This is a genomic window from Campylobacter sp. 2457A (assembly GCF_020135895.1).
GTDB classification, from domain to species: Bacteria; Campylobacterota; Campylobacteria; order Campylobacterales; family Campylobacteraceae; genus Campylobacter_D; species Campylobacter_D taeniopygiae.
The window spans coordinates 1-1,015 of record NZ_JACHTO010000068.1; the positions used below are offsets into that span (position 1 = coordinate 1).

1 protein-coding gene and 1 pseudogene are annotated in these 1,015 nt (G+C 23.1%); both read right to left on the minus strand.

Annotated elements, in window-relative coordinates; genetic code table 11:
• Positions 1 to 464, minus strand: a pseudogene (locus tag H2280_RS08330) (hypothetical protein); the annotation flags it as partial.
• Between the two features lie 102 nt (positions 465 to 566).
• Positions 567 to 929 carry a hypothetical protein gene (locus H2280_RS08335; RefSeq protein WP_337216248.1) on the minus strand — a complete coding sequence of 121 codons (363 nt, stop codon included), beginning with the start codon at positions 927 to 929 and terminating at the stop codon, positions 567 to 569.
• Positions 930 to 1,015: the final 86 nt, after the last annotated feature.

Below are 1,015 nucleotides of genomic sequence, written 5' to 3' on the forward strand. Positions count from 1 at the left end.
CTAATAATTGCATTAATGTTATATTTATCCCAACTATTTGGATTATCCCAAGAAGCAACTAAAAAACTATCGACATAAAAACGCTCTTTATAAATATAATTGTCCATAAAATATTTCCAAACTTGATATTTATCTTCTTTCATATAATGCGTGAGCGTATATTGTTCTTCATCATTTATATAAAAATCTATCATATTATTTATAAATAATTTTTCAAATACCTTTAGAAATTCATTTTGATAATCTTTTGTATAAAGATTAAAAATCATAAAAAGTTCTGCATAATTGCTACATTCTAAAAAGTCGCATAAAAGGGTATATTCTATGATTTCTATCATATCATTTTTATTTATTTTATCATGTGTGCAAAATATATCAAGAAATGATTTTATATACAAATCGAGTAAAATATTCCATTGTGGAAATATTTCTCCGTTTTTATTTTCTATAATTTTAAATTTCATCAAGGTTTTCCTAAATGATTAATATGTATCTTATAATCCTCATTATTAATTTTAGCATCTATGGTAGGTAATTGCCATTCTTTTTACTTGAATCTTTGCTATCTATCTTTCACATAATTTCAGACGATATTCTTGTATAATTTGCTTGTTTTTAGAAATATATAAAACATTATTTTTAAAAATATTATATTCATAAATACCATTTTTAAAAACATATCCTTTAAAATTCATATTTACATCGCTAATAGACTTGCCATTTAAGATAATATATTTTCCACTATCTTTATTGACACCCACATATATAACTTTATCGCAAGTTATATTACCCTCTGGACATAGATTTAAGATTTTTATCCAAAACTTTTCATTTTCGAAAGTGCATTGCTCTAGCGGAGTAAAACTATCTTGTGCTAACAAATAGGTACTAAAAAATAAAAACAATAATATATTTTTAAAAATTACCATTTTTTTACCTCTTCCTTTTTATTTCTTTATAAGTTATATAGTCTTAATTTACCAAGCCTTAAAAAGCTTAAATCACCTATTAATCC

What these genes read in the sequence shown, in the direction of transcription:
- H2280_RS08335 (WP_337216248.1), bottom strand. Translation starts at nt 929, where the DNA reads ATGGTAATTTTTAAAAATATATTATTGTTTTTATTTTTTAGTACCTAT.